This window comes from Desulfatiglans anilini DSM 4660 (assembly GCF_000422285.1).
Lineage (GTDB): Bacteria > Desulfobacterota > DSM-4660 > Desulfatiglandales > Desulfatiglandaceae > Desulfatiglans > Desulfatiglans anilini.
In genome coordinates, this window is record NZ_AULM01000037.1 from 15,855 (window position 1) to 35,234 (window position 19,380).

A 19,380-nucleotide genomic window follows, 5' to 3' on the forward strand; every position below is an offset into this window, starting at 1 on the left:
CTGGGGCTGCTCGCTGCAGTGTCGGGGGTGCTGATTTCATGGGTGGCGCCGCCCAAGGCGGCTCCTGTAAGGTGAAGGAGGATTGCGTCATGATCGACTCAGGCAGACAATACCACCATCGCACGAGCTACGAGCGGGGCAGGCTGGACGGGCACTTTCTGGATTGGGCCAACCAGCCCGATGTGTACAAAGGATACCCCGGGGAGGTGGGATTGGTGGATCTGCCCCGGGAGGTGCGCAGGCCGGAGGGGCGGCTCTCCGATGTCCTGAAGAGAACCCCGGGGGAAATACCCCCGCTGACGCTGGAGCTGTTGAGCAGTGTGCTCGGGACGGCGTACACGCTGACGGCGAGGACGCGCCACTCCGATGGGGAGTTCTTCTTCAGGAGCGTCCCATCGGCAGGCGCCCTTTATCCCTTCGAACTTTATCTGGCCGCCGGGTCGGTGGAGGGGCTGGAGGACGGCCTCTATCATTTTTCCATCGCCAGACACGGCCTGTCAAGGCTGCGCCGCATCGGCCCGGTAAAGGAAGACGCCTCGCCGCACTTGGTCTTTTTCATGACGGCCATTTTCTTTCGGAGCGCCTGGAAATACCGGGACCGGGCCTACCGATACTACTTGATGGACACGGGGCATTTGCTGGAGAACCTGGTCTTGACCCTCAGGGCTTTCGGTCTGCCCTGCCGGCTGAGCTATGATTTCGAGGACGAGAGCGCCAACGCCTTCCTGGGGGTCGATCCGAAGCGGGAGGTGTGCCTGGCTTTTCTGCAGGTGGCCGATCCGTCAGCGGAGCCATTCCGCCTCCCGGATCATTCGGAGGCCCTTCCTGAAGCTATGCAGGCCGCCAGCCGCGTTTCCCCGGGAGAGATCGATTATCCTCTGCCCGCGGAGATGCATGCCTGCAGCGCCCACGCCGCGCACACTCCTGTTGGCGTGCCTGCTGCGGCTGTGAGCCTGGGGCCTGCGCCCGACGAGTGGCGCCCCCTGCCCAATGCCGACCACTGGCCCGAGAGGCTGGATTTCGCCGAGGCAGTGGCGAGGCGGAGGTCCCTCCGCAATTTTGTGCCCAAGACGCTGGGACGGGATTCATTCGCAGCCCTGCTGTCGGTGCTTTGCCTGGAAGGTCCGTCGGGGGGCGTGGAGCGGATGCGGGACCACTGCGTTTGCCCGGGGGTCTTGGCCGGAAACGTTGAAGGGGTGGACCCGGGCTTCTACCTGGTGGACCCTGCCGCCGCCTCCTGGGGGGCGGCCGCCCGCGGCGCCCTGATCGAGCCCATGATGCGGGTGTGCCTGGATCAGGAGTGGCTTTCGCACTGCGCCCTGCAGGTGGTCATGATCGCCAACCTGGATCTCCTCGAAGAGGCCTGGGGGCCGCGCGGGTACCGCTACGCCATGCTCACGGCGGGGCGGCTCGGAGAGAGGGTGTATCTGGCGGCGACGGCCCTGGGGTTGGGCTGCTGCGGCATCGGTGCTTTTTACGACGGCGAGGCGGCTGCACTGCTGGGGTTGAACCAGCCGTCCAGGATGCTCTACCTGCTGGGTGTGGGTCCGGTGAAAAAATTACCCCACGATTCCTGACGCTCGCTGCTTCTTGATCGATGAGGCTTGCTTCCCGAAGGAAGATGAGACGTTCGAATGGGAAGAACCAACCATGACAGAGTGGAAACAAACCCTTGCCTGACCATGTGCAGTCCGTAATTCGATTTACATCCGTTTTTCCATCTGTTACCTTCGGCAGATCGATTCAAGGGTGCTTTGACCCGAACGAGGCGCTCCACCTATTCAACAGGGAATCCAACGGGGAGGCCGTATGTCTATCATTGCAGATCTGATCAAACGGAGGATCTCTCGCAGGACATTCATCAAGGCGACAGGATTTGCCGCCGCAGCCTCGGTTTTGCCAGGGGCGGCACGAACGGCTGTGGGAGGCGCGCCCGGGGGTATCATCATCCCCCCTAGGCTCCTGGATTATAACACCCGTCTCGTGCTTCTGGGTACAACCGGCGGTGTTTCGTGGTGGCCCGGAACGAACCGGGCGAGCACCTCGTCGGCCCTGGTGGTTGGAGATGCCGTTTATGTCATCGATTTGGGGCAGGGAACGACCAACCGTCTTGCACAAGCGTTCAACTGGGGCAAATGGATCGACACACCGGGTGGGAAGATAGAGGACGGCTCCTCCATTTTTCTTCAGGCAGTGAAAGCCCTCTTTCTAACGCACCTTCACCAGGATCACACCGCCGACTACCCCAATCTGCTGCTGATCGGGCCCGGGGCAGGACTTGGCTCCTACACAGACCCCGTGACGAACGAGAGAAGCAGGGTCCCCCTGAAGGTGTTCGGCCCCTGCAACCGGGGCAAGTTGGAAGAGGACAAGAGCGAATATCTGCAACGAAACGGAACGATTATTCCCACGACAACGTACGAGCCCTACTCGAGCACGCAGACGCCCGGCACTCGGGAGATGACCGAACTCATCTGGCAGGCCTACGCCCAGACCATCAATGATATGACGCTTGACAACGGATACCCCGATTTCACGGCTCTTATCGATGTCAAGGAGATCGGGCCCTACGACAACGACATCCTGGTGCCGATGCCGGAGGGATGGTCGGATCCGAATGTCGACCCCTGCCCGCATATCACGCCCTTCGTCGTCTACAGCGATGACAAGGTCGAAGTCAAAGCGACCCTGGTCAATCATCATCAGGTATTTCCGGCCTTCGCCTTTCGATTCGACACGAATGACGGGTCCGTTGTCATCTCAGGTGACACCGGGCGGGATACCAGTTGGAATTTGCAGGAGTTGGCAGCCGGCGCGGACATCCTCGTGCATGAAGTCATCGATCCTGCCTGGATCGAGCAGAAGTTCGGCCCGAAACCCGAGGCGCCTATGGATGCGTTGAAAGAGCACATGTATGCTTCGCACACGACGATTGCCGATGCTGGAGTCGTCGCCAGGGAGTGCGGGGTCAGGACGCTGGTCCTCAACCATATCGTACCGGGGAATACGCCGAGGACGCACCTGATGCAGGCCAAACGCCGCTTTTATGGAAAGCTGATCATCGGCGAGGATCTGATGCAGATCGGCGTCGGCAGCAAACACTCGTTTTAGCACGGTGGCATTGGCCGCGAACCCGGCGGCGCATGGTGGACTGGTGATCGACCTTGAGATGGTGTTCGCTCCCCCGGCTGTTTCCGGTATCCCATATTCAGGAGCTTAGGAGCCGGGTTTTCGGATTTCCGCCTTGTGCATCTTGTATCTGAGCACCCGCTCGCTGATGCCCAGCTGGTCCGCCGCCCTGGTCTGGACCCAGCCGTTTTTTTCCAGGGCCGAAAGGATCATTTCCCGTTCCACCGCCTCCAATCGTTCTTCGAGGGTTCCCTGGGTCGTGGCCTGGAAATGACGGATTTCATCGGGGAGATCCGCAGGAGTGATGACAGGGCTCCGCGCCAGGGTGACCGTCCGCTGTACGACGTGTTCCAACTCCCGTACGTTGCCGGGAAAAGGGTATTTGATGAGCGTGTCCTCGGCTTCCGGGGATAAACGCAGGGAAGGGGAGCCATAGCGTTTGAGGAAGAATTCCAGGAGGGGAGGGATGTCTTCCCGTCGATGCCGCAGGGGCGGGATCTCGATCTCGAGGACGCGGATGCGGTAAAAGAGGTCCTCCCTGAAGCTTCCGTCGTCCACCATCTTCCTCAGATTCCGGTTCGTGGCGGATATGAGGCGCACGTTTACGTCCCGTTCCTCTTCGCTCCCCACCGGGTTGATTCGCCCCTCCTGGATGGCCCGGAGCAGTTTGGGTTGAAGGGAGATGGGGATCTCGCCGATCTCGTCCAACATGAGCGTGCCCCCGTCGGCCAGTTCGAATCGTCCCCTGCGGGTGTGAGAGGCCCCGGTGAAGGCTCCTTTCAAGTGCCCGAAGAGTTCGCTTTCGAAAAGGGTCTCCGGGATGGCCGCGCAATTGACGACCACAAAGGGTCCGTCGCCCCTGTGGCTCAGGAGGTGGATCAGTTGGGCAGCCAGCTGTTTTCCGGTTCCGGTCTCCCCGCATACCAGGATGGGCCAGGGGCTTCCTGCCATGCGCCTTGCGAGGGAGAGCACATCCTTGATGGCCCGGCTTTCTCCGATGATGTTCAGCGGGAGCGGTCCGTCGGCCAGGGCTTCCTTCACCTGCGCAACGTCCTCTTCGACGTTGACCGCTTGCTCGATCTGCTGAATCATCTTCAGAAGGACGGAGAGGTCCACGGGCTTTTCGAGAAAATCGGAGGCCCCCAGCTTCATGACCGAGACGGCCGTATCGATGTCGCCGAAGGCCGTAATCATGATAACCCGCACCTTCGGGTTCATCCCCTTCAACCTTTCGAGGATCGCATCCCCGCTGAGCCCGGGCATCCGGTGGTCCAGAAGGACCAGGTGGATCGGTTCCCGTTCAAAGAGGCGGAGGGCCTCCTGACCGTCAGGGGCTGAGAGTGTCGAGTAGCCCTGGTTTTCCAGAAATCCTTGCAGCAGTTCCCGCTGCGCCGGGTCGTCGTCTACGATAAGGATTTTCATGCAGGGGCTTCTCCCGTTTTTTTCTCTTCTGCTAGGGACTGTTTTCCGATGCGGTTGCAGGAAGCTCGATGGAGATCTCCACGGTCTCGGGTTCCGGAACCCGGACCGTCATTCGGCCGCCGTGGGCCTCGACGATCCTGCGGGATATCGTCAGCCCGAGCCCTGTCCCGTCCGGTTTAGTCGTAAAATAGGGTTCCAGGATACGTTCCGATTCTTCCGGTGCTAGAGTGAAACCCCTGTTCGTAACCTTCAGGGAGACCCGCGCATCCTGCTCGGAAAACATCTCCACGTGGATGGTACCCCCGCCGGGCTGAGCTTCGATGGCATTCTTGAGGAGGTTTTCCACCACCTGCCCCAGGAGGTCGGGGTCTCCGGGGATCGGCGTTTGAAAGGCGATTCTCCGGGTTACCTTTATACCCGATGCCTCGCACTGAGGCTCGTAGAGTTGGAGCATGTTCTCCAGCAGTAGATCGAGGCGCATCAGCTTCTTCAAGGGCTTCTGGGGGCGCGCGTATTTGAGGAGACCCTCCACGCTGGTATTGGCGCGCTTGACGGCGCCGAGCATCAGGTCGACCAGGTGGCGGTTGCCGTCGCTCAACCCCCGGCCCTCCATGAGAAGCCGCTGAAGGCCCATGTTCAACACATTCAGGGGGTTGCGGACCTCATGAGCGATGGCCGCGGCCGAGCGGCCGAGTGCGGCGTTTTCCCGCTCCAGGGCGAGCTGCCCGTCGATTTTCTGGATCTGGGCGAGATGGGCCGCCTGCCGCCTGTAGAGGACGATCGACAAGACGGCGCCAAGGAGGGCGAGGGCCGCGCTGAAGAAGAAAAAATCGCGCCACAGCCGCCCGATGGCCCGGTTGAGATAGCCCGCATCCAGGGCCACCGCAATCTCCTTTCCCTCCACGGGAACAAGGGCCTCCGCCACCCTGCGGCCCCCATGCTCCTTCATGGTCACGGAGGCGGCCGGCGCAGCCTTCGGTCCGCCCCTGGAGGGTGCGGCGACTTTCACGTAGCCGATGCGCGGGATCCCGGCGAGGGTCCGGACGACGTTATCCAACCCCAGGTGCTCCTGAATGGTCCGCACCTGGGCGTCGCTCATCCCCACGACCACCCGGCCGGAATTACCTTCGTCGGGCCATGAAAATAGATAGAGGCTCCGGTCAAACAGGTGCTCGAGCCCGGGGTTGGAAGGCCGGGCCGGGTCATGCGCTGGAAGCCATTGCGCCGGGCCTTCGACCTGCTCACCGTTTCCACGGTCGATGCGAATCCCGGTGAGGCCGGTCTCCTGGGAGAAGGCGGTCAGCTCTTCGGGGCTAAAGGGCTCGACCCTGTCCAGGTAATCGACGAAACGGGCGGTGTTGCCTAGAAAGGACTCGAGAATCTCCTCTGCGGCCCGCTGGGCGAGGACGCTTCCACGGGCGCTCAGTTGGACCACCTGGGCCACTAGGGCGGCGTGTTCCTCGACGTGGTTCAGAAACTCCTGTTTGGCCTGGTGGATCTGCCAGAGAAAGTAGACCGTGACGACGCAGAAAAGAAGGGAAAATACGAACAGGTTGGCTGCCCAGAGGGGAAGGCCCTTTCTAGCGTCCGCCATGGCCCCTGCCTCCTCCTCCGCCGTGATAGCCTCTGCCCTTGCCGATGCGGCGGCGCACCCCCGTCGCGTCGCTCGCGCCGCCTCCATGGCCCGCACCGTAAAGCCTGGCTGCGCTCAGGGCTGTTCCCCCGTCCGTGAAGCTTCCCCAAATCCTGACCGTGTCCCCGGGAGAGAGGTGTTTCGGTAGTTGCTTCGGGGGGATTGTTACCTCCAGCGGCGCGCCTGCACGAGCCTTCCCATCGACCCTGCCGCCCTCCTCGTCGATAAGGAAGACGGACAGGCTCCCCGTATCGTGATCCACGGAGACGATACGGCCCAGGAAGAGATCCTCGCCCGAGGCGTCGAGTGCCCCTCCCATGATCAGAATGCCCGTCAAAAGGAGAAGGATAGTCCGCATTGGATCACCACCTGGGTATAGGATGCGTAGTCGAGGGGCGCGTCGCCCAATTTCCAACCCGCCTGTCCAAAGAACTCGAAGCCGCGCCAGAATCGGCTGATCTGGATTCCTGCCGATCGGACATGGTTGGTTTCTCTCACGTGGATGAGGGTTTCAGGCACATCGTGGTAATCCGTTCGTTGCCATGCTGCATCGATTTCCAGCAGCCACTCGGGGGCTGGTAGCCAGGAAAGGGTCATGCCTCCCATGATCTCGCGGTAGGATTCCATGTCCAGCGACGCATCGAGGTCTCCGTACTCCACAAAGACCCGGCCGGTCAAGGAGGGGAGCAGAAAGGCATCGAGATCGAGGGTGGTCGAAAGCAGGCGGTTGTCCCGCGGCGGGTAGAGCGTCCGAATAGGGCTCCTTCGTCTCTTGGGAGGCTCCGTTTCCGGGTGGAAGGGACTCCGTCCCCTCTCCCCGTTCATTCCACTCTGCCCTTTGCCGGAAAACGGCAAGGCCCAATTTTTATAGCTCAGCCACCGGCAGGTCTGCTCCAAACCCAGGGTTGCCCTTTTCGATAAGATCCAGTCGGTCCGAATACCCACCATGGCTTCGTCCCGTTCGTCGGCCTCGATGAGGGCATCACGGTAGGCGGCTACTTCTCCCACAAAGGCAGGCAGGAATCGGCCGTCGGCCAAAGCAACCGTAAAAGACCCATCGGCCTGCAGTCGATAGTTGTCTCCGACGCTCCAGTAGTCCTGGTATCTTCCTTCCACCGACAGATCGAGGCCCAGAGCCTCCGTCAGAGATAACGGCTGTCCGGCCTTGAAGGCATAGAGGGAAAAACCGGAGCCTTCCGGGGGATCGATCAGGGCGGGATTGGAATCGTACCCGGATGCGAGTTCGGCTGTCAGGTCCACCGCGCTGGCGCTGGCAGGCATCGCAAAGAGACAGAGACAGACCGCTATCAAGAGACTCGGACCCGGAGGAGCGGACTGGGATCTCGGCCAGGCAGGTCTTCTCACCGGTTAGGCCCCTGTGCGGCGATGGTTGGTTGCTGTTCGATCGATTCCAATGCCGGTTGCCCCTATCTAGACTTGAATTGTCCGTACCCGTCTTCGTGCGTACCCCCTGCGGCTTACGCCCTCCCTATACACCCTGTTGTGCAAAAAGGGAAGGCCCCCCGCGGGGGCCTCTCCTTTCAAAGCGGGTGATGTAGGGAAAGAGTTCTGAAGAGTCGGTCCAAACCGGTTATGGTCTCTGATGCCGCCGGAGGCTTCTCCACAGGGGCTGCCCCCCCGTGCCGTCTACGCAGGGTTCGCGGAGTTCTATGGTTTCACCATTCACAATCATCGACATGGCTACGATCTTCAATACCCCGTTGAGATCCACTTCCATGCCCGAAACGGTGACCGTGTCGCCGATCTCAGGGCGGTCCACACCCATCAGGGCCCAGTAGTGATAAGGGCCGATGCCGTACACCGTGACCACAGTTGTATCGTCAATAGTGACTTCCAGGCCGCTTCCGGCGTAGTTGATGTCCGACACCACGCCGGTGAACTCAACGGGCGTACCCGAACAAACGATGGATATCCCTGTGCCATCGCAGACGCCCTGGCTGCCCTTGTCAAAGCCGTTTGCAGCGATACTCGTCCCGACGCTCATCAAAAGCACCACCAATGCCGCCACACTGCCTGTCATCAACTTCTTCATCATCCTGCTCTCCTTTCGATTTCTTTTCCGTTTTGATAAATTAATTAGTTTGGCCTCTGCTAGGATTGACCCCCGCGTCCCTTGCCCTTGGGACCGGTGCCGTCACAGGTGCCCGATCCGGACCCATTCTTGGCGCCGTAGCCTGTTCCGTCCCGGGGCCTTGGGGCCGATCCGCTCCCATCCTGCATGCCATATCCGTGTCCGCTGCCCGAGCCCTCACCTCTTCGCCATGTTGCGCTTACACCCTGACCGCTGCCGTGTCTGTTTCCACGCCCTCCGCCGGCCAGAACGATAGGGGCGGAGTCGCTGATCGATGTCGCGGCGCGCATCCCTTCAGATTCCGTAGGGTTCATAGGGATGCCTGCCCAGCTTGGACCCGGGCCCATCAGCATCAGCGCTCCTACAGCCAAACTTGTCAAAACCACCTTGGTGTTTTTCTCATCCATGACGCTCCTTTCCTTTTTGCTGTTTCCAAACGGTCTTTATGTGTTTCGGAGATCGGGGCGAATACGATCCCCGCTTATCCTTTGCCCATGATGCAGTGCCCTTCGTTTGTGATTGGCTGATATTCAAAGCAAGCGGTGTGCCAAGTAATGAATAATGGTATTTCAATAGGTTGGGTGTTTGTGCGAAGTCATGAGATCGACAAAAGGCGGCAGGGTCGACAATTTTGTCGAAGCTGCTTTGCGCGCCTTTCCAGATACCGTCCATTGGGGGCTTTGAAAAAGAGGGTAGATTGAGGTATGCTTATTTTTAGTAAAATGAAGAAAACTTGAAAGCGAGTGAAGAACGTCCAACTCCCCGGCAGCGTCCTATCGGGGGAGATTGGTTTCCGGAGTGAAGAATGGACATACACCTGCAGCAAAAAGAGGCACGCGAACTTCTGCCGACCGACATCTTTTTTCAAACCCCCTTCTGGAGCGCCGTCAAATCCTATCTGGGCTGGGATTCGCTGGCTTATGATCTGACGTTCTCCGGGCCGCAGGGAGATATCCTGATACTGACCAAATCCCTCATGCCGGGGATTTCAGCAGCCTACGTTCCGCAGGGTCCGGAGTTCAGCCCCGAGCCGGACCAATACGGGCCGTTCCTCGAGGGGCTTTCGGATGCGATCGGAAGGCGCCTGGATTCCTCGGTCGCCTTTATCCGGTATGATCTGCCCTGGGAATCCCCCTATGCAGAACCTTCCACCGATGTATCTGAAAAGGATCAAGGGTTCCGCCGCCCTGAAGCGCGGCTGCAGGAGTTGCGGATGAATTTCGGCACGGCTGAGTGGAAGCTTCGCAAAGCCGTGACGGATCTCACGTTTGTAGACCGGGTTGTGGTCGACCTGAACGGCAGTGAGGTGGAGACACTCTCCCGTATGAAATCGAAGACCCGGTACAACATCCGCCTGGCCAAAAAGAAAGGTGTCGATGTTTTTTTCGGGTCGTCGATGGAACTTCCGGCTTTTTACGAACTCTACAGGCAGACAGCGGGGAGAAACCATTTCCCTCCATGCGAATACAGGCACTTCTCCGCTCTGTTCGCCGCCCTGTCATCGCGCCCGGATTTTTGCGAGATCTTTTTTCTGCTCGCCCGCCATGAGAGGAACCTGCTGGCAGGGGCTATCATGGCCATTTCGCGAAAGACGGCCATCTATCTCTTTGGTGCATCGTCCAATGAAAATCGCAACCTGATGGGGCCGTACGCCGTCCACTGGGAGGCCATGCGGCTCGCAAAGTCCCGGGGTTGCGTGCGGTACGATCTAGGAGCCGTCTCGCCGAGCAAGGACCCGGATCATCCCTATTTCGGGTTGTACCGTTTCAAGATGGGCTTCGGGGGGAGGATCCTGCACCAAACCGGCACCTGGGATTTCCCTCTTGACGAGGCCGGGTATGAACTGTTCCGCAAGCACGAAATGATCGACGGACTCATCGAGCCCTCGTAGCAAACACTCTCACCTCGAAATTCCTCGGGCCGGCATGACCTTTCACCGAAGGGCGGCGGTCATTCCGGTGCGGGGGATTCCCGCATGTCCCCGGTGGTTTGAAGCCTCCTGTGCATGAAAAAGACCTCTTCCAGATCATGCGGTTCATGCCCGCCGTACTTTTTCACGGCCCGGTCATAATATTCCCTCAACTGCGGCCGGTAGTCCGGGTGGGCGCAGGTCTCTATGACGGCCTCGGCGACCTGGCGCGGCGTCAGCGCGCGCGTGTCCACCAGGCCTTGCTCGGTGACGATGATGTCTACGGAGTGCTCGGAGTGGTCGACGTGCGACACCATGGGGACAATGGCCGAGATCTTGCCGTTCTTGGCGGTCGACGGGGTGACCATGAAGGACAGGCCGGCGTTGCGCATGAAGTCCCCCGAGCCGCCGATCCCGTTCATCATCTGCGAGCCCATCACGTGGGTCGAGTTGACCTGCCCGTAGATGTCGACCTCGACGGCGGTGTTGATCGATAAAACCCCCAACCGGTTGATCACTTCAGGGGAGTTGGAGATCTCGACGGGCCGGAGGACGATCTTTTCCTTGTAGCGGTACAACTCGTTGAAAAAACGCCGGCGCCCTTTGTGGGAGAGGGTCAGGGCCGAGCCGGATGCGGCCCGCACCTTGCCGAGGTCGATCAGGTCCAGGACGCTGTCCTGCAGGACTTCGGAGTAGAGGTCGAGGTTGAGGAAAAAATCATCCTCCAGGAAGCCGCCGAGCACCGCATTCGCCACGTCGCCCACACCGGATTGCCAGGGCAGCCCGGGATGCAGACGTCCGCGCTTGATCTCGTGCTGCACGAAGTCCAGGATCTGCTCCCCGATCAGGAGCGCCACTTCGTCCGGGTCATGGAAGATGGCGCAGCTGTCCTCCTGGTCGCTCAGGAGGACGGCCACCACCCGGCGCGGGTCCATCTCGATGAAGGGCTTTCCGATGCGGTCGGCCGCACGGTAGATGGGGATGGGCATCCGGTAGGGCGGGTCTTCCGGGATGAAGATGTCATGGATGCCTTCGAGATCGGGCGGGGCCGAGTTCGTCAGTTCGATGATGATCTTCTCGGCCTCCCGCACATAGGTCGGGGTATTGCCGACCGACATCGAAGGAATGAGGTGCCCCTTCTCCGTAATGGCTACGGCCTCCACGACGGCCACATCGGCCTTGCCCCAAGCTCCGGCCCTCACCTGGGCCGAGAGGCTGGAAAGGTGATCGTCTTTGTATAAGATCTCTCCCCGGTTGATTTTTTCGCGCATGGCGCGGTCGCTCATGTAGGGGCGGCGCCAGTGCACCAGATCGGTGCGGGCCAGGATGCCGTCGACCTGTTCGCCGGTCGAGGCCCCGGCGAACAGGTTGATCTTGAAGTGGTCACCTTCTTGGGCGCGTCGGGCCAGTTCACGGGGAATCAGTTTGGGATAACCGGCTGTGAAGCCGGAAATGAAGAGGTTGGTCCCGTCCTGGATGTGCCGGGCCGCTGTGCGCGCGTCCGTGACACGGTCCAGCAGCGGCCGGCAGCGGATATTTTCGACTCCCATGCTGCAATCCTTGTGGTCTTTTTAAAGATCGGAGATACGATCCATGTCTCATCTTGGACCGGAAGGCGGTGGGGCCGGCTTGGTCCAAGGCATTTGTCTCGAGGTGGAGAATTCATCGAACCTTGCGGGCCGCGGCCTCGCACGGAACCGCTGCCGATAAGAGAAGGCCGGCGGTCCTGTGCAGGCCTGCCGGCCTTCTTGGGTCTAAGGGGGCGCGGTAGGGGTCAGCCGTTATGCCCGACCTTGTGACAGCCGGCCTTGAGCCTTACCGTGCGCGCATGAACGGCTAAAGCGCCCGCATGAACGCGACCAGGTCTTTCTTCTCCTGTTCTGTCAGTTTCAGGCCCTGAATCAGGTTGAAGAATTCAACCGTATCCTCGAGCGTCAGCAACCGTCCGTCATGCATATAAGGAGGCGAATCCTTGATTCCGCGCAGCGGGAACGTCTTGATCGGGCCGTCGGCTGAGGCCAGGCGGCCATTGACCATGACGGGCTTGAAAAAACGCTCGGCTTTGAGATTGTGCATGAGGTTGTCCGTGTAGTAGGGCGCCGGGTGGCAGACGGAGCATTGACCCTTTTCGAAAAAGACCTTCTCGCCCCTCAGTTCGGACTCCGTGGCCTTTTCGGGATCGAGCTTCCCGTAGATATTCAGCTTGGGGGCGGGCGGGAAATCGAGCAGCGCCTGGAATTCAGCCATGAAATGGACCTGGCTGCCGCGCTCCAGGATATTGAGCCCTTTCTTGGTCCCGATGACGGGGTCACCGTCGAAATAGGCGGCCCTTTGTTCGAATTCGGTGAAATCCTCTATCGTCTTCAGGGCGCGCTGAGAGCCGAACAGCCGCTGGACGTTCACACCGCGGAGCGGAGGGGTGTCCAGGCGGTGGCGCAACTCCTGCGGACGGATGTCGCCGACGAGATGGGTACTGCCGTTCGAGTGGCCGTTGACGTGGCAGTCGAAGCAGGTGACGCCTCTGCTGGCCAGTTCGGAGCGGCGGTCCTCGGTCTGGTTGAACTGCTGCTGTGGAAAGGGGGTTACGAGCAGACGCAATCCTTCCAGCTGTTTCGGATTGAGGATCCCGTTGAAAAGTTCGAAATAATTCATGATCGTAACGACTTTTCCCTGGGACACGTCGCCGAGGTCGGACCGCGTCGTCAGGTAGATCGGTGGGGGATATTCGGGAAGCAGGTGATCCGGCAGGTCGAAATCCAGATCGAAACGGGTGAGATCCCGCCCTTCCTGCTTGTTGATCTCGTCAATGTGGAATTTCGGGAAAACCATCCCGCCTTCGGGATGATTCGGGTGCGGCAGCGGGAGGAACCCTGCGGGCCAAAGCCCTTTTTCCAGGATCTCCTGGGGCTTCATCCCTGCGAGGGCTTCCCAGGTCACACCTTCGGGAAGCTTCACGCGGACGCCTTCCTGCACGGCCTTTTTCCCGCCTGACATCATTACTCCGTCCGCCGGACGGTCGCTCAGGTCATAGCGTTCATCGAGCAGATCCATTTGCCTTTTCATCACGTCCGGTTTGGCATCCTTCATCCTCTTCATCACATCCCCGAACGGCTCGTTGATGACCACGGGGGAGTAGCTGCTCCTCATAGGCGCCTGGGCATCGAGCGCCCCCGGGAGCGTCACCAGAAGAGCCACGATAGTCAACAGTGCTGCAGAAAACACATTCCTTCGGTTCAACATGTCCGATCCTCCTTTCAATGAGGTGAGTAAAAAGAAAAGGGCTTCAACCCGCCTCTCCAGCCCATCGGCCGGCGGAAACACTCACGCGCACCGGCCGGCTGAAAAGCGACCGCATGGGCGGCATTTGCCAGGAAGGGGATCCCATCCCGATCCGATGAACAAAAAAGCTGCAATTCAGCTGCGATTCGTGTATGGACTTTGGATCATACCATAGAGGGTCATGCGGCGTAAGGGAAAAGCATCGCGAGCGGCGGCGGAGGGGGCGGCCTGCGGGACGTCGAACAAACGCACGCGCCGATTAGGGCCCGGACTCGCGTGAAAGGCCGTTTTAAGCTGTAAACCAGCCGGAGTGTCGAGATATGGAAATTGGGTCCACGTACAAGGCCGTTTGGGAGGCGAGCACGGAATTTCTCAAGAAAGGCCGTGAAGTAGACCTCCTGCATACACGGGTCTCCTGTGATTTTGCCATGCGACTTCTATGCCATGAGGACGGGAAAGAAGAGATCGTCATCCCATCGATCATACTTCACGATATCGGCTATTCTGTCATCGAGGATGAGGATCTTTATAAGAAAACGACTTATTTCGGTGTTCATCAAGCTCAGGATACGGGGAAGGTCTATTCCAAAGATATAAAGATCTTGCACATGAAAGAAGGTGCGATTCTGGCCCGTAAAATACTCGAATCGGTCAATTATGAACATGCTTGTATCGATGAAATCGTAGACATCGTCGGGTATCATGAGGATGTATCCGCTTTCCCGCCTTCGGATAGGTCGAACATGAACCGCATCCTTGTGAGCGATGCCGACAAGCTTTTTCGCCTCACGCCTTACAATTTCTTCGATATCCTGACGATTCATGGCGCTTCCGAGAACGAGGCTTTCGAGTATCTCATCGAGATGAAAGACAAGTGGCTCGTTACGAAAACGGCGGTGTTGATCGCCGAAGAGGAACTCAGGAAGATCCCTGGATCCCAAAGGTTCCCGTCGCTTCTGGCATGACGGGTCAGCGGCGCTTGTAGGTTCCCATGAGCTGGGCCTGTTCCAGGATGTGCCCTTCCATGGCGGCCAGAAGCTCCTTTTTGGTTGCAGACGCCCCGAGCCCGAGGATCGTGTCGAGGGCATAGAGTTTGAAGAAATAGCGGTGGGTGCCGCCCGGAGGGCAGGGGCCGCCGTATCCGAGTTTTCTGAAATCGTTCTTTCCGTGGGTGCCGCCCGGGGAGGGCTTCTCATCGGGGCGGACGGCTTCCGGCAGGCCGCCGGCCTCGGCCGGGATGTCGTAGTAGACCCAATGCACCCAGGTTCCCATCGGGGCGTCCGGGTCGTCGCAGATGAGCGCCAGGCTTTTCGTCCCTGCCGGCACCCCGCTCCACGTCAGAGGGGGTGAGATGTCAGGCCCGTCGCAGGTATATTGAACGGGGATAGGTTTGCCTTCTTCAAAAGCGATGCTTTTCAGTTCCATGGCTTGGACTCCTTGGCTCTCCAGAAAGGTTGGCAGAAAGAGCGCGCCCGTAAGCGCGATGATAGCCGCCAGGGCAAAGGCATACAAGCGGTGCATGTTCTCCTCCCTTTGCAGAAGTCTTCCGGTTCGACCGCATCCCGCAGCGCAGACTTCATCATAGCAATCTTTCAGCGGAAAATGAAGAAAAGGAAAGACGGCATCGGACCCGGTCTTTGCGGCATGCGATCCGTTTGGATCAGCGAGCAGGGTCAACGCGCGGGGATCGACAGGATCCGGTCTTTGAGCACGCGCTCGCGGTAAGCCTGCAGCAGTTTGTCTTTCTTGAGAACTCCCAGGACATGGCGCGGTGCTCCCGGGTCGGTTACCGGGAGCAGGGAAACCTTGTGGTCTTCGAAAAGGTAAAGGGCCTTTTCCAGGTTGTCTTCCGCTGACAGGGATATGACCCGGGTGGTCATGAGGTCGGCCGCTACAACGATATCTTTGAGCTCTTCCAGTTTGTCGAGCGTCGATTTCAAGTCCCGCGGGCTCAACATCCCCACGAGGGCGTCCTGCTCGTTCAAGACGACAAAATGGGGATATGAGGATTGCATGAACCTTTCGATGATCTTCATGATCGGGGTGGCATCCTTCAAATTCTCGAATTCCCGGTCCATGAACTCCCTTGCCCGCAGGCTTCGCAGTATCCCCACATCATGACCGCGTACGATGTTCACGCCCCGTTTGAGGAGTTTCATCTCGTAGGCCGAGTATCCGAGGAAGTACTTCACGATCAATGTGCTGCTGATGCAGGCGGCCATCAGGGGGAGCATGACCCGGTAATTGTAGGTGATTTCGAAAATGGTCATGATGGCGGTGATGGGCGCCAGGGTGCTCCCTGCGACGAGCGCGCCCATGCCTGCGAGGGCATAGTTGCTCGGACTCAGTCCCAGTTCCGGGAAAAAACCGCTGAGGGCCAGGCTGATGGTTGTGCCCAGAGTCGCTCCCAGGACGAGGGAGGGGGCGAATATCCCACCGCTCATGCCGGAGCCGATGCATAGGGAAGTGGCCGCCATTTTGGCAGCGAGGAGGATGAAGGCCATCTTCAAGCTCAGCGTCCCGTCCAGGGTTGCATTGATGGAGTCGTAACCGACGCCCATCACCTCCGGGAGTTTGAGGGCGAGGCAGCCCAGGAGCAATCCGCCGAGGGCCGGCTTGGTCCAGTCCGGAATCGGAATCCGCTGGAAGGCCGCGTCGGCAAAGGTGATCATGCGGACGAAGCCGATTGCCGCAAATCCCGCCAGACAGCCGAGGAGCAGGTATATGGGCAGTTCCCACGGGTGGGAGGGGTGGAAGACCGGCACGTTGAAGGCGGGAAATTCCCCCCAGAACAGGCGCGAAAGGACGGAGCCCGTCACGGCGGATATGACGATGTGGCTCAGGTAGACGATCTCGATATCCAGGAGAATGATTTCGACGGCGAATAGGGTGCCGGCCATCGGGGCGTTGAAGGTCGCGGCGATGCCCGCGGCCGCGCCCGCAGCCAGGTAAGCGCGCCTCATCTCCGGCCCGAGTTTGAAAAGCTGCGCCATCGATGATCCGACCGAAGCGCCGATCTGTGCGATGGGGCCCTCCCTGCCGACCGAGGCGCCGCCGCCTATGAGCAGGCTCGTGATAACGGACTTCAACAGGGTGACCCTGTGACGGATGGTGCTCTCCCGGGCTGCGACCGAAAAAATGACTTCCGGTACGCCCGTACCCTTGATCTCGGGTGCGAGGAAGGTGATGAGGGGGCCTGCGAACAATCCTACGGCGGTGGGGACCAGCAGCTTCAGCCACCAGGGGGAATGGATGAGCTTTTCGAGGAAGGTTGTGCCTGAGGCCCAGAAGAGATTCTGGAAAAGCTCGATGAGGGTCCGAAAAAGGACGGCGCCTGAGGCGGCCAGGATGCCGATGACGACTGAAAAACCCAGGAATGTGATATTTCGGAGTTTTTCCTTACGCGCCTGGCCCAAGACTCCCCCGTTTCCCGCCTTCCGTTCTCGGGTTTGGACAGGCCCCGAGCGGCAGCTTTTCAAATGAAGGGTTCGTTCAGACGTCACCGCAATGGACGATCCCGTGCCGGACCGCCGGCGTTTGCTGAGGCGATGGTTCTCAGCGCAGCGAAGCGGTATCGGCCTCGGAGAGGGTATGCGCCATCCCCCGGACCTGGCCGGGGCAGGTTGGAGGACCGGAAGCTTCAGCCTCAGGGCGGATAAATCAGAATCTGCATAGCGGCTGAGTCGTGCCGAGACCGGTCTTGGTCATGACGATCTGCCAGAGCTGAATGCTGCGCGCGCGGAACGCGCCGGCGCAGGAGAGCAGGTAGTATTCCCACATGCGCCTGAACCGCTCGTCGTACCGGCCCTCCAGCTTCGGCCAGGCCCGCCGGAAACGCTCGTGCCAGGCCATCAGGGTGGCATCGTAGTGGGGGCCGAGACTGTGCCAGTCCTCTATCACGAAGAGATCTTCCGCGGCCCGGGCGATCTGCGCGATGCTCGGCAGCATGCCGTTCGGGAAGATGTAGCGGGTGATCCAGGGGTCGCAGCCGATGCGCGACCGGTTGCCGCCGATCGTGTGCAGCAGAAAGACGCCGTCGTCCTTCAAGCAGCGGTGGACCGTCTTCATGAAAGTGCGATAGTTCTTACGGCCCACGTGCTCGAACATGCCGACCGAGACGATTTTGTCGAAACGCCCCTTGATGAGCCGATAATCCTTGTCCAGAAAATGCACCGGGAGACCCTTGCAGAATTCCCTGGCGAAGCGGAGCTGCTCCCGGGAGATGTTCACGGCGGTGACGGTGCAGCCGGTGCGCTCGGCGGCAAACCGGGCGAGTCCGCCCCATCCGCAGCCGATGTCGAGCAGATGGTCCCCGGCGGTCAGGTTCAGCTTGCGGCAGATCAGGTCCAGCTTTTTCCGCTGGGCCTCGGCCAGGTCCCGGGTGTTCTCGAAGTAGCCGCAGCTGTACTGGTTGTAGGGATCCAGGAAGGAAAAAAAGAGGTCGTTTCCGAGATCGTAGTGGTGTTCGGCGATGATGCGGGAACGCGCCCTGGACTGCAGGTTGAAGAGGGCGGCCGGGACCGACAGCATCATGGAGCGCAGGTTTCCCTTGACCTTTTCCTCCGTGCCTGCGCGCAGGAGCCGGTGAAACATCTCATCCAGGCGGCGGCAGTTCCACCAGCCGTCCATGTAGGACTCGCCGAGCCCGAGGCTCTGACCCCGCCAGACCCGGCTGTGCCAGCGCCGGTTTTCGACCTGGATATCCCATGGTTCGGGTCCGTTGACCGTGATACCGGCCTGTCTCAAAAGACCCTGCACTGCATCGGCTATCATGGCGGACCGCCTCCGTCGGAGTTCGAACAGCTCGCAGGATGTTGATTTGGCAGGTCTGATTCATTCGCATCGGCGCAACGCATCCGAAAATCTACCGGGTGAAAGAAAAGACGAATGCCAAAATGAAAATCACTGCCTTTTTCTGTTGACTATACGCATCAATGGGTATAGGCCACACATTAGCTTCTATATCGTCTAAGAAATGTTTTCTGTCAATACTCTTTTAAATTCTATCGCTTGCCGTTGAAAAAAATCGCTTTGTCTTAGCGGAAACGAAATAGGCTGATCCTTTTAGGCGAGTAATCTGTTCGGCATTTGTTCATAGCGGCAATTACTTTTCAAACGAACATCTTTTCCATTCAAAAACCACGACGCTCTTATGGCATGCGCTGGACAGACCCGTGCGATTTTCTGCCGGTTCCTCGTTTTGGAGGGGTTGGGCACAGTATATGCAAATTCATCTCCAGCCGGTCGGACGGTTCCTCGGTATTCCCGGGTGGTTTGGCCTTGTGTTTCTGCGCTTGCACAGGCTGTGTCCTGCGGCGGACACCGCCGTCCGCTTGCACAGAAACGGCGGCAGGCCGACTGGATTTCCAGCTTCGTCGGTCTTTTCCTGGAAGGGTGCATGCTTCTCCGGCGAGGAACGAACAAAGGAGAAATTCGATGATCGAGATGCGTTTTCACGGCCGGGGCGGGCAGGGGGCGGTCACCTCGGCGGAGCTGCTGGCTCGGACGGCCATCCATCTCGGGCGGTATGCCCAGGCCTTCCCGAGCTTCGGCCCCGAGCGAAGAGGCGCCCCGGTGGTGGCCTTTTGCCGGATCGACGACAGGCCGATCCGTTTGCGGACCAATGTGAACCACCCCGATCTGGTCATGGTGCTGGACCCGTCGATTCTTCGTCTGGTGGACGTCACCGCCGGGCTTAAAGAAGACGGGGTGATCGTGAGCAACACGCGCTACACGGGCATGGAGATCCGGGCGGAGCTGGGCATCCTGGATGCGATCGCCACGGTCGATGCCACGCGGATCGCCCTCGAAGAACTGGGGCTTCCCATCACCAACACCACCATGCTGGGGGCTTTGTTGAAGGCCGATGAGATCTTTCCGCCGGCGGAGCTGACCGAAGCCCTCAGGGCGCGCTTC

At 59.8% G+C, this 19,380-nt stretch carries 15 protein-coding genes; 5 read left to right on the top strand and 10 right to left on the bottom strand.

Translation table 11 applies throughout. The annotated features are described in order from the left end of the window. Positions 1-89: 89 nt before the first annotated feature. The gene (locus H567_RS25820) at positions 90-1,577 is read left to right on the top strand and encodes a SagB/ThcOx family dehydrogenase (RefSeq protein ID WP_161626652.1); all 1,488 of its coding nucleotides are present in this window, start codon (positions 90-92) and stop codon (positions 1,575-1,577) included. Between the two features lie 232 nt (positions 1,578-1,809). Then, complete coding sequence (locus H567_RS25825; protein ID WP_051185084.1) at positions 1,810-3,111, top strand: MBL fold metallo-hydrolase; 1,302 nt, start codon at positions 1,810-1,812, stop codon at positions 3,109-3,111. A gap of 105 nt (positions 3,112-3,216) precedes the next feature. Here H567_RS25825 and H567_RS0117820 read toward each other — a convergent pair whose 3' ends face one another. The 5 genes from H567_RS0117820 to H567_RS0117835 form a co-directional block, all read right to left on the bottom strand. After that, complete coding sequence (locus H567_RS0117820) at positions 3,217-4,551, bottom strand: sigma-54-dependent transcriptional regulator (protein WP_028322422.1); 1,335 nt, start codon at positions 4,549-4,551, stop codon at positions 3,217-3,219. Between the two features lie 31 nt (positions 4,552-4,582). Continuing rightward, positions 4,583-6,145, bottom strand: a complete 1,563-nt coding sequence (locus tag H567_RS0117825) for a sensor histidine kinase (protein WP_035255018.1) — start codon at positions 6,143-6,145, stop codon at positions 4,583-4,585. Next, entirely contained in the window at positions 6,132-6,542 is a 411-nt protein-coding gene (locus H567_RS28685) for a hypothetical protein (protein ID WP_035255021.1), read from the bottom strand. Before H567_RS28685 ends, H567_RS0117825 begins: the two co-directional genes overlap by 14 nt. Then, the gene (locus tag H567_RS0117830; protein ID WP_153306254.1) at positions 6,518-7,549 is read right to left on the bottom strand and encodes a hypothetical protein; all 1,032 of its coding nucleotides are present in this window, start codon (positions 7,547-7,549) and stop codon (positions 6,518-6,520) included. Before H567_RS0117830 ends, H567_RS28685 begins: the two co-directional genes overlap by 25 nt. A gap of 226 nt (positions 7,550-7,775) precedes the next feature. After that, positions 7,776-8,240, bottom strand: coding sequence for a hypothetical protein (locus H567_RS0117835; RefSeq protein ID WP_028322425.1), 465 nt, complete (start codon positions 8,238-8,240; stop codon positions 7,776-7,778). An 841-nt stretch (positions 8,241-9,081) separates the two neighbouring features. Between H567_RS0117835 and H567_RS0117845 the strand changes: the two genes are divergently transcribed. Further along, entirely contained in the window at positions 9,082-10,167 is a 1,086-nt protein-coding gene (locus tag H567_RS0117845; RefSeq protein ID WP_028322427.1) for a lipid II:glycine glycyltransferase FemX, read from the top strand. 59 nt (positions 10,168-10,226) lie between these two features. On the opposite strand, the gene scpC is transcribed toward H567_RS0117845, so the two are convergent. Together scpC and H567_RS0117855 are read right to left on the bottom strand one after the other, a co-directional pair. Continuing rightward, entirely contained in the window at positions 10,227-11,735 is a 1,509-nt protein-coding gene (scpC, locus tag H567_RS0117850; protein ID WP_028322428.1) for a succinyl-CoA:acetate CoA-transferase ScpC, read from the bottom strand. A gap of 286 nt (positions 11,736-12,021) precedes the next feature. Continuing rightward, positions 12,022-13,425: a cytochrome b6 gene (locus tag H567_RS0117855; RefSeq protein ID WP_035255024.1), complete on the bottom strand. Its 1,404-nt coding sequence runs from the start codon at positions 13,423-13,425 to the stop codon at positions 12,022-12,024. A gap of 359 nt (positions 13,426-13,784) precedes the next feature. Here H567_RS0117855 and H567_RS0117860 point away from each other — a divergent pair, with 359 nt between their 5' ends. After that, the gene (locus tag H567_RS0117860; RefSeq protein WP_028322430.1) at positions 13,785-14,429 is read left to right on the top strand and encodes an HD domain-containing protein; all 645 of its coding nucleotides are present in this window, start codon (positions 13,785-13,787) and stop codon (positions 14,427-14,429) included. A gap of 4 nt (positions 14,430-14,433) precedes the next feature. Here H567_RS0117860 and H567_RS0117865 read toward each other — a convergent pair whose 3' ends face one another. From H567_RS0117865 to cfa, 3 genes are all read right to left on the bottom strand, one after another. Next, the gene (locus H567_RS0117865) at positions 14,434-14,985 is read right to left on the bottom strand and encodes a YbhB/YbcL family Raf kinase inhibitor-like protein (RefSeq protein ID WP_084517530.1); all 552 of its coding nucleotides are present in this window, start codon (positions 14,983-14,985) and stop codon (positions 14,434-14,436) included. A 152-nt stretch (positions 14,986-15,137) separates the two neighbouring features. Next, on the bottom strand, positions 15,138-16,880 hold the full coding sequence (locus tag H567_RS25835) for a chloride channel protein (protein WP_035255044.1): 1,743 nt from the start codon (positions 16,878-16,880) through the stop codon (positions 15,138-15,140). Between the two features lie 244 nt (positions 16,881-17,124). Beyond that, positions 17,125-18,237, bottom strand: coding sequence for a cyclopropane fatty acyl phospholipid synthase (gene cfa, locus H567_RS0117875; RefSeq protein WP_028322432.1), 1,113 nt, complete (start codon positions 18,235-18,237; stop codon positions 17,125-17,127). Between the two features lie 663 nt (positions 18,238-18,900). On the opposite strand from cfa, the gene H567_RS0117880 reads away from it, so the two are divergent. Beyond that, positions 18,901-19,380, top strand: a 480-nt coding sequence (locus H567_RS0117880; RefSeq protein ID WP_028322433.1) for a 2-oxoacid:acceptor oxidoreductase family protein, incomplete at its 3' end; no start/stop codon positions are given.

What these genes read in the sequence shown, in the direction of transcription:
- H567_RS25820 (WP_161626652.1), top strand. Translation starts at nt 90, where the DNA reads ATGATCGACTCAGGCAGACAATACCACCATCGCACGAGCTACGAGCGG.
- H567_RS25825 (WP_051185084.1), top strand. Translation starts at nt 1,810, where the DNA reads ATGTCTATCATTGCAGATCTGATCAAACGGAGGATCTCTCGCAGGACA.
- H567_RS0117820 (WP_028322422.1), bottom strand. Translation starts at nt 4,551, where the DNA reads ATGAAAATCCTTATCGTAGACGACGACCCGGCGCAGCGGGAACTGCTG.
- H567_RS0117825 (WP_035255018.1), bottom strand. Translation starts at nt 6,145, where the DNA reads ATGGCGGACGCTAGAAAGGGCCTTCCCCTCTGGGCAGCCAACCTGTTC.
- H567_RS28685 (WP_035255021.1), bottom strand. Translation starts at nt 6,542, where the DNA reads ATGCGGACTATCCTTCTCCTTTTGACGGGCATTCTGATCATGGGAGGG.
- H567_RS0117835 (WP_028322425.1), bottom strand. Translation starts at nt 8,240, where the DNA reads ATGATGAAGAAGTTGATGACAGGCAGTGTGGCGGCATTGGTGGTGCTT.
- H567_RS0117845 (WP_028322427.1), top strand. Translation starts at nt 9,082, where the DNA reads ATGGACATACACCTGCAGCAAAAAGAGGCACGCGAACTTCTGCCGACC.
- scpC (WP_028322428.1), bottom strand. Translation starts at nt 11,735, where the DNA reads ATGGGAGTCGAAAATATCCGCTGCCGGCCGCTGCTGGACCGTGTCACG.
- H567_RS0117855 (WP_035255024.1), bottom strand. Translation starts at nt 13,425, where the DNA reads ATGTTGAACCGAAGGAATGTGTTTTCTGCAGCACTGTTGACTATCGTG.
- H567_RS0117860 (WP_028322430.1), top strand. Translation starts at nt 13,785, where the DNA reads ATGGAAATTGGGTCCACGTACAAGGCCGTTTGGGAGGCGAGCACGGAA.
- H567_RS0117865 (WP_084517530.1), bottom strand. Translation starts at nt 14,985, where the DNA reads ATGCACCGCTTGTATGCCTTTGCCCTGGCGGCTATCATCGCGCTTACG.
- cfa (WP_028322432.1), bottom strand. Translation starts at nt 18,237, where the DNA reads ATGATAGCCGATGCAGTGCAGGGTCTTTTGAGACAGGCCGGTATCACG.